7 protein-coding genes and 1 tRNA gene are annotated in these 8871 nt (G+C 40.2%); 3 read left to right on the top strand and 5 right to left on the bottom strand.

Annotated features, from left to right (window positions below; all coding sequences use genetic code 11):
- Window positions 1–5: 5 nt before the first annotated feature.
- From JIG41_RS14535 to JIG41_RS14515, 5 genes are all read right to left on the bottom strand, one after another.
- A tRNA-Gly gene (locus JIG41_RS14535) sits at window positions 6–81 on the bottom strand.
- A 140-nt stretch (window positions 82–221) separates the two neighbouring features.
- Window positions 222–767 carry a CDP-diacylglycerol--glycerol-3-phosphate 3-phosphatidyltransferase gene (gene pgsA, locus JIG41_RS14530; RefSeq protein ID WP_036969313.1) on the bottom strand — a complete coding sequence of 182 codons (546 nt, stop codon included), beginning with the start codon at window positions 765–767 and terminating at the stop codon, window positions 222–224.
- A 41-nt stretch (window positions 768–808) separates the two neighbouring features.
- On the bottom strand, window positions 809–2632 hold the full coding sequence (uvrC, locus tag JIG41_RS14525) for an excinuclease ABC subunit UvrC (protein ID WP_074989866.1): 1824 nt from the start codon (window positions 2630–2632) through the stop codon (window positions 809–811).
- A gap of 8 nt (window positions 2633–2640) precedes the next feature.
- On the bottom strand, window positions 2641–3291 hold the full coding sequence (uvrY, locus tag JIG41_RS14520) for a UvrY/SirA/GacA family response regulator transcription factor (RefSeq protein WP_036971600.1): 651 nt from the start codon (window positions 3289–3291) through the stop codon (window positions 2641–2643).
- A gap of 108 nt (window positions 3292–3399) precedes the next feature.
- Window positions 3400–4551 carry a dicarboxylate/amino acid:cation symporter gene (locus tag JIG41_RS14515; RefSeq protein ID WP_036971603.1) on the bottom strand — a complete coding sequence of 384 codons (1152 nt, stop codon included), beginning with the start codon at window positions 4549–4551 and terminating at the stop codon, window positions 3400–3402.
- Window positions 4552–4767: 216 nt separating this feature from the next.
- Here JIG41_RS14515 and JIG41_RS14510 point away from each other — a divergent pair, with 216 nt between their 5' ends.
- The 3 genes from JIG41_RS14510 to JIG41_RS14500 all read left to right on the top strand — a co-directional run bounded on the left by JIG41_RS14510 (window position 4768) and on the right by JIG41_RS14500 (window position 8862).
- On the top strand, window positions 4768–7101 hold the full coding sequence (locus JIG41_RS14510; protein ID WP_199525001.1) for a carbohydrate binding family 9 domain-containing protein: 2334 nt from the start codon (window positions 4768–4770) through the stop codon (window positions 7099–7101).
- A 201-nt stretch (window positions 7102–7302) separates the two neighbouring features.
- Complete coding sequence (cysK, locus tag JIG41_RS14505) at window positions 7303–8271, top strand: cysteine synthase A (RefSeq protein WP_036969317.1); 969 nt, start codon at window positions 7303–7305, stop codon at window positions 8269–8271.
- Between the two features lie 150 nt (window positions 8272–8421).
- Entirely contained in the window at window positions 8422–8862 is a 441-nt protein-coding gene (locus JIG41_RS14500; RefSeq protein ID WP_199525000.1) for a hypothetical protein, read from the top strand.
- Window positions 8863–8871 lie beyond the last annotated feature (9 nt).

Below are 8871 nucleotides of genomic sequence, written 5' to 3'. Positions count from 1 at the left end.
ATAATTGGAGCGGCACACGAGGCTCGAACTCGTGACCTCAACCTTGGCAAGGTTGCGCTCTACCAACTGAGCTAGTGCCGCTTTTCTTTATCTTGTGGGCTATGCCCTCTCAACACGGACGCATTCTACAGAGATTATTAAACGCGTCAATATAAAAAATGCGAGTTTTAAACTGTTTGCTTATTTTTTATCTAAAATGGTGTGTAATTATACGTTTAGGATCAATTTTTGGTCAATTCTGACCAAGCAGCAAACAAATATTGCAGCATCGAACTCAATGTTAAGAACGTGGCAATATATAAAAGTCCATAACTTAAATAAATCATCCAGGTATCAAACTGCCAAATAAGTCCGATTATCGCCAACATTTGTGCAGCTGTTTTGAACTTGCCCATATTAGATACAGCAACGTTATCTCGTTTGCCCTGCTCTGCCATCCATTCGCGTAAGGCAGAAATAACTATTTCACGGCTAATGATAACAAGTGCGGGAATCGTCATATATAAATTCTGATAATGACTAGATAATGCCACTAATGCAGCACAGACCATTACTTTATCGGCAACAGGGTCTAAGAATGCACCAAAAGGTGTAGACTGATTTAAACGGCGTGCTAAATAGCCATCAAGAATATCAGTAATTGATGCAAGCCAAAAAACAAACGCGGCCGCGAAAAACGCCCATGAATAAGGTAAATAAAATATCACCAAAAAAATGGGGATAAGAAAAAGTCTAAAGGTTGTGAGTGTGTTTGGAATATTCCACATAACTACTTGGAGATGTCTTTTTTTCTATATTCGCATGAAGGCTACGCCTTGTCATGCAAATGATTAAATATCTTTTCAGCCATTTCAGGGCTGATCCCAGGAACTTGTTTTAGTTGTTCTATATTAGCAGCTTTTACCCCTTGCATGCCCCCTAAATATTTTAATAATGATTGTCGGCGCTTTTGCCCCACACCATTTATTTCTTCAAGTAATGATTGAGTCCGCTGTTTCTGACGCTTATTACGATGTCCTGCAATTGCGAAACGGTGTGATTCATCGCGAATATGTTGGATCAAATGAAGTGCCGGCGCATCTGAATCAAGCGGAATAGTCTTCCTACCGCCGTCAATCAATAAGGTTTCTAAACCGGGCTTACGGCTCGTGCCTTTTGCTACGCCAACTAACAGTGGCATTTTGCTATGGGGCCAATTTTCAAAATATTGCTCAGCACGCGATAATTGCCCCTTACCACCATCAATAAAGATAACATCTGGGATCTTGTCTTCATCAACAACTTTGTTATAACGCTTGTTTAACGCAAACTCCATGGCGGCATAGTCATCACCGCCAGTAATACCCGTCACATTAAAGCGACGATACTCTTTATTATTTGGCCCTTGTGAGTCAAACACGACACAACTTGCTACTGTGTTTTCACCCATTGTATGGCTGATATCAAAACACTCCATGCGATTAATGTCGTCAAGCCGAAGTGTTTCTTTTAATTGCGCATAACGCTTGTTAATTGAGTCTTGCGTGCTTTGTTTTACACTTATGCTGTTAAGCGCATTCTTATTTGCAAGCTTTAAGTATTGCGCTCTCTCACCTCGATTCGCTACTTTCAAGGTGACTTTACGCTCTGAAATTGTGGTAAGCGCATTACTCAATGGCTCACTTTCTTCAATAGCAAACGGCAAAATGATTTCTTTTGCAATTCGCCCTGTTGCACCCGGTGCTAAATAGTATTGCCCTAAGAAGGAGGTGAGAATTTCTTCTTGCCCTGAATCCTTAGGGACTTTAGGAAAATAAGTCTTACTGCCTAATACTTTATGATCGCGGATCATTAATAAATGTACGGCATTTAAACCGTTTAAATGTGCAAAGCCCACCACATCCATTTCAGCATGATTACCTGAAATAGATTGTTGCTCTTGCATTTTTCTAAGCAACAAAATTTGGTCACGTACTTTAGCAGCCAGTTCAAACTTTAGTGCTTTACTGGCCTGTTCCATTTTTGTAATTAAATCGGCAATAACTTCATGTGACTTGCCAAGTAGAAACTTACGAACAAAGTCGACTTCTTGACTGTACTCTTCATCAGATACTTTGTTGACACAAGGTGCAGAACAGCGTTTTAACTGATACTGAAGGCATGGGCGACTTCGTGCACGATAATAGGCATCTTCACATTGACGAACAGGAAAGATTTTTTGCATTAGCCGTAAGCTTTCTGATACCGCACCCGCACTTGGAAAAGGACCGAAGTACTCACCTTTAATTTTGCGACTACCACGATGAAACGCCAAACGGGGATGTTTATGATTTGTCAGTAAAATATACGGATACGATTTGTCATCTCGCAGTAAAATATTATAGCGAGGCTGATATTTTTTTATAAGGTTGTTTTCGAGAAGAAGAGCCTCAGTTTCTGTATTCGTCAGGGTAACTTCAATGCCACAGATATTGCTAACTAATACACGCGTTTTACTGTCTGTTACATTGCTGCGAAAATAACTTGTAACACGCTTTTTGAGGTTCTTTGCCTTACCGACATAAATAACTTGCCCTTCACTATCAAGCATTCGGTATACACCGGGTTCGCTTGATAGTGTTTTAAGAAAACGGGCGGAATCGAAATCAGACATTGAGCAAATTAATGCGAGCTATCAATGTCGATCATTTTATGACGTATCGCCAAATGGGTTAACTCAACATCGCCACCCACATTTAGCTTTTCAAACATACGATAGCGATAGCTATTGACTGTTTTAGAGCTGAGGTTTAAACGCTCTGCGATATCTTGTGCTTTTTCACCTTTGGTGATCATAAGCATAATTTGCAGTTCACGCTCAGATAAACTTTGGAAAGGGTTTTCATCAGTACGACCGCTAACTTGCGCAAGAGCAATCTGCTGGGCAATTTCAGGCGCAATATAACGCTGACCCGCATTAACAGCACGAATGGCATTAACCATTTCATCAGACCCAGCCCCTTTGGTTAGATAACCATGGGCACCAATTTGCATTACTTTACTTGGGAATGGATCTTCACAATGTACAGTAAGCACAATAATTTTCACATCAGGGCAGTAACGACAAATTTTCTTCGTCGCTTCTAAGCCGCCAATACCTGGCATATTCATGTCCATTAACACGATATCAGGTGAGTTTTGACGGCAAAATTGCACCGCTTCTTCACCGGTTTTAGCTTCACCCACCACTTTAAAACCACGAACATCATCAAGTATACGTCTGATCCCTGTCCGTACAAGCTCATGGTCATCAACTAAAAGTACATTAATCAATGGAACACCCTCAAATAACCCAAATATATGCTTTTGCACTATTTAATGTGCCACATTAGCACAGAAGAAGTGAAACGATAAATCAAAATATCGTTTCACTCGTTAATTTTACGCAGCGGCTTTCTCGCTAAAGCGATCAACCCACAACGCAATGATACCATCGCCTGTTACATTACAGGCAGTACCAAAACTGTCTTGCGCTAAATAAAGGGCAATCATTAATGCCACTGCACCTTCATTAAAACCGAGCATACTTGTTAACAAGCCTAACGCAGACATCACTGCACCACCTGGTGCACCCGGTGCTGCAATCATTACAACGCCTAACATCATAATAAATGGCAACATACCAAACAATGACGGCACATCCATATTAGGTGATAAAAACATGACAGCCATCGCACAGGTAACGATTGTAATCGTCGAACCTGATAAATGAATGGTTGCACATAGAGGCACAGTAAAGTTTGCAACATCTTCTTTTACATTGTTGGCTTTACTAGAGCGTAACGAAACTGGAATCGTCGCCGCGCTCGACATTGTACCTAAAGCAGTAAAATAAGCTGGCAGCATATTTTTTACAAGCTCTAATGGGTTACGCTTTAATAATAAACCAGTTGTTACATATAAAACGGTTAGCCATAACCAATGCATTATAAGTGCGGCAAGTAACACAATACCGAAGGTTTGAAGGGTATCAACGACGGTACCAGCCACTGTCATTTCAGCAAACACACCAGCAATATAAAATGGTAATGCTGGAATAATTACTTTCGCCAACAAGCCATCAATAACATCGCGACCTTGATCTGACACTTTCTTTAAAGTATCTAGCTGTAACTGGCTCATACCAATACCAAACACAAATGCGGTTGCAAGCGCGGTCATCACACCCATTAACGGCGGAATTTCTAGATCAATAAAGCTACCCACTTCTGTGGCAACTTCAGCTTCAAATGTTAAGCCACCATCAAATAATGGGATCATGGCACTGACGAGTAAAAATGCCAATGTGCCAGCAATGATGGTAGAGCCATAGGCAAAGCCAACTGTTTTGCCAAGTAAGTGGCCCGAGCCTTTTGGCAAACCAGCAATACCTGATGCAATAAAAAATAAAATAATCAGCGGAATCGTAAAGGTGATCAACTGACCAATAATTTCTTTTGCTGTATAAAGGAGTTCAACACCCGTTAGTGGCACATACAAGCCCACTAAAATACCGGCAACAATACCGGCAATTAATTTAAGAATTAACTTCATAACGATCACTTCTTTTTTTTGGTGGTAACCTTTTACCACGTTTTGATTTACTTTTGTTATAAAACAGCCAAATTTGTGTTTGATTGCCTAATTTACCACCACGATTATCCTGAATCTAATTTGAACGTAAATATATGCACCCTATCGCGTTGCATTTGTTAACAAACTCGTAAATTAATAACATGCGCGCAGTTTTGAATACCAAAAATACTACTTATGTATAAATCAATTTTAAGTGTGGCCCTTTTGTGTGCGCCTTTTACAAGCTTGGCGACTAGCCTACCCATTCAACTTCCATTTGTTGCCGAATCTGCAACAGTTGATGGTCAACTGGATGAACCTAGTTGGCAGCAAGCCAGAAAAATAGTAATCGATAATGTCACTTGGCCTTACGAGAATGCTAAGAGCCCAGTTACTACCTTTGCCTATGTCTATGAAGATGGCGAAACCTTATACATAGGTTTTGAAGCAAACGATCCGAACCCTGAACTTATTCGCGCTTTTTACCGTGACCGTGATGCTGCATGGAATGATGACCTAGTCGGCCTAAAAATAGATTCATATAATAATTCGCAGCTTGCTTATCAATTTTTTATTAATCCATTAGGTGTGCAACAAGACTCCATTGAAAATGAGCTTACAAAACATGAAAGCTCTTCATGGGATGGTATTTGGGATAGCGAAGGCGTTATTCATGAGCGTGGTTATACCGTTGAAGTGGCTATTCCACTTCGCGTACTTAACTTCGATGACAGCATTAAAACCAAAACCATGGCTATGGAGTTTGTCAGGTTCTTACCACGCAGCGAACGTTTGCGTATTTCTAATATGAAAATTGACCACGGCAATAACTGCTGGATTTGCCAAATGCCAAGCTATCAAGGTTTTGAAGAAGCCAAACAAGGGAATAACGTGGCCGTGATCCCCTCTATTGTATTAGGCAAAAATGAAACCCGAGAGATAGAGAATGCTCATATTGATGAATGGGAAAGTGAAAACACCACCGAAGCAAGCTTAGATTTGAAATGGGGTATAACACCCGATATCACATTAAATGCCACTATTAATCCTGACTTTTCACAAGTTGAGGCCGATGTAGCGCAGTTAAGTGTTAACAACAACTTTAGCTTGTTCTTTCCTGAAAAGCGGGCATTTTTTCTTGATAATGCAGACTACTTTGCTTCAACACTCAATTTAATCCACACCCGTAATATTGCTCAACCTGATTACGGCACAAAAATAACGGGTAGCAAAAATGGTCATACTTTCGCAGGCTTTATAGCCAACGACAATCAAACCAATGTGCTGATCCCTGGCAACTTGGGCTCGTCGCTTGTCTCTCTGGATAGTAAAAGTGAGAACGGTGCTTTGCGCTATCGATACGATTTTGAATCAGGTTTGTCATTAGGCTCAACAGCCACACACCGTCAGAGTGATGACTACAAAAACACGGTGTACAGCATCGACAGCAAATATAAACCAACGGTGAACGACACGTTTCTCGTACAAGTCCTGAAGTCGGAAACTCAGTACAGTCAAACATTTATCGATGAGCTTTGCGATGGCAATAACTGCACACAGCCAGAACAAGTGACATGTGAAATCAATCGCGACTGTGATTATAACGAAGGAGTTTTACGGGTACTCAACCAACAGGAGCAATCAGGGAACGGTTACTTTGTAAAATACCAACACGACGAAAAATATTGGCGTGCGTTTGCAGACTATAATTACCGCGATGCCGACTTACGCGCTGATTTAGGTTTTATTTCACAAGTTGATTTTAAAAAATTTACCACCGGTGGTGAATACCGCTGGTATGGCGATAAAGGTAATTGGTGGAATCGAGCTAACCTTTATGCCGATTGGGATATTACACATAACGAGAATAACGAACTACTTGAGAAGGAAGCGCAGTCAAGTTTTTCAGTCAGTGGCCCATTACAAAGCTTCTTTGAGTTATCAGTTGAACATCGAAACCGCAGAGGGCTTCGTCATGACAAGTCACGACTAGACATAGATGACAACACAGATCTATTTAGCGAAAACGGCATTGGCTTTTACAGTGACTTTAAGCCACAGGCAGGTTTATTTGCCTCTCTATATATGTATACCGGAAATGCAGTCGATTTAGCGAATAACCGTGTTGGTGAAAAGCTGCATATTCGTCCTGTTCTAAATATGAACTTAGGTAAGCACTTTGAAGTACGATTACGTCATACATACGAACAACTAGAAGCTGATGGTAGCGATGTTTTCACTGCTAATTTAAGCGATGTACGTTTGACTTACCAATTTAACGTCAATAGCTTTTTACGTCTCGCTGTAATTTACACAGACCTAGAGCGCAATCAAGCTAACTATCAAGACGACGTAGACAGCCAATACAAAAAGCTCGCCACACAATTACTGTATTCATACAAATTGAACCCACAAACAGTCTTTTTTGCTGGCTATTCTGATAATGGCTACCAAGATGATGAACTGTCATCAATCACCCAAGAACAACGAACCTTATTTGCTAAGTTCAGCTACGCTTGGTTATTGTAGACTCATTGAGGGCACTCAAACGAAGTGCCCTTTTTTCCTTTAGTTTTAAAGCTTATTCCTAAATGCTATAAGCCTATTCGCTATATGTTATAGCCAAACTTTACTTTCGTTTTTTATTAGGCGAAGTAAAGTGTGACTATTACAGATCGATAGCCTAAGCTATTTGATCCCGATTGAATAAATTGCTTCCAAGGGAACATTATGTCTAACATTTTTGAAGATAATTCATTAACGATTGGTAACACACCAATTGTAAAGCTTAACCGCGTTACCACAGGTAATGTGTTTGCTAAAGTAGAATCACGTAACCCGAGCTTCAGTGTTAAATGCCGTATCGGCGCTTCAATGATCTGGGAAGCTGAAAAGTCTGGCGTTTTAACAAAAGACAAAGAGTTAATTGAACCTACATCTGGTAATACGGGTATTGCATTAGCATTCGTAGCCGCTTCTCGTGGTTACAAATTAACTCTGACTATGCCAAATACAATGAGCTTAGAACGTCGTAAGCTATTAAAAGCATTGGGTGCAAACCTTGTTTTAACCGATGGTGCTAAGGGGATGAATGGCGCAATTGAAAAAGCGAAAGAAATTCAAGCGAGCGAGCCTGAAAAGTACATTCTTTTACAACAATTCGAAAATCCAGCCAACCCTAAAATCCACTTTGAAACCACGGGCCCTGAGATCTATGATGCAATGGATGGAAAAATCGATATCTTCGTAGCTGGTGTAGGCACGGGCGGTACAATCACTGGCGTGAGTCGTTACCTTAAGCTTGAAAAAGGCCTAAATGTGCAATCTGTTGCTGTTGAGCCAACAAATTCACCTGTTATCAGCCAAACGCTTGCTGGTGAAGAAATCAAACCAGGCCCTCATAAAATTCAAGGTATCGGAGCCGGCTTCATCCCGGGCAACTTAGATTTAGAAGTTGTCGATTCAGCGGAACAAGTATCAAATGAAGATGCGATTGCAATGGCACATGAATTGATGAAAAACGAAGGGATTTTAGTCGGGATTTCTTCTGGTGCAGCGGTTGTTGCAGCTAAACGTTTAGCTGAAAAACCAGAAAATGCAGGCAAAAATGTTGTCGTTATTTTACCAAGTGCAACAGAGCGTTACTTATCTAGCCCATTGTTTGCAGAAGAATTTAGCGACAAAGAATTAGTACAGTAATCACACACTCAAAATCAAAAAAAAGGATGCATGTGCATCCTTTTTTATTACATAAAATTCAATATTATCCAATAAATTTACTGAGTTAACTTTACATCACTGCCATTTCGTCACACACTTAAAGTTATCTTGAACTGCCAAACAATAACAATGAAAAAAATACTCTTTATTTGTGCTCTATTAAGTGGCGTGCTGCTGTTCGGTTGCGGCTCTGAAGATTCTCCAAAAGGTGAAAAGAACACACCAGGAAACACGGCAACCTTATATTTCGATGCCCTTTATAATCAAAAAGATTTCGATCTTGCAATGCAATATGCCACCCCTAAAATGGCGCGCATTATGAAATCTTACGGCACAGCAAGCCAATTTGCGCGTAACCTTATTAATATGCAATACGATGAAGTCGTGATTGAAGTCGATATGACAAATATGAGTCTACGCGAACAGTACGGTGATAAAGCGAATATAAACCTAATATTTACCGGCTACTTTAATGGTAAGAAAATAGATGATATGCGCAGTGTTCGAATGATACGTAAAAAGAGCAATTGGTATATCGAAAAAATTAATCCAGACCCATTTGCACGATAAATAACGTTT

This window comes from Pseudoalteromonas sp. bablab_jr011, from assembly GCF_016464045.1.
GTDB lineage: Bacteria > Pseudomonadota > Gammaproteobacteria > Enterobacterales > Alteromonadaceae > Pseudoalteromonas > Pseudoalteromonas lipolytica.
The sequence above is the reverse complement of the archived record's forward strand: the minus strand, read 5'-3'. Positions and strand labels throughout refer to the sequence as shown.

Excerpts from the sequence above, each read along its gene's own strand:
- pgsA (WP_036969313.1), bottom strand. The coding sequence starts at position 767 with ATGTGGAATATTCCAAACACACTCACAACCTTTAGACTTTTTCTTATC.
- JIG41_RS14515 (WP_036971603.1), bottom strand. The coding sequence starts at position 4,551 with ATGAAGTTAATTCTTAAATTAATTGCCGGTATTGTTGCCGGTATTTTA.
- cysK (WP_036969317.1), top strand. The coding sequence starts at position 7,303 with ATGTCTAACATTTTTGAAGATAATTCATTAACGATTGGTAACACACCA.
- JIG41_RS14510 (WP_199525001.1), top strand. The coding sequence starts at position 4,768 with ATGTATAAATCAATTTTAAGTGTGGCCCTTTTGTGTGCGCCTTTTACA.
- JIG41_RS14500 (WP_199525000.1), top strand. The coding sequence starts at position 8,422 with ATGAAAAAAATACTCTTTATTTGTGCTCTATTAAGTGGCGTGCTGCTG.
- uvrC (WP_074989866.1), bottom strand. The coding sequence starts at position 2,632 with ATGTCTGATTTCGATTCCGCCCGTTTTCTTAAAACACTATCAAGCGAA.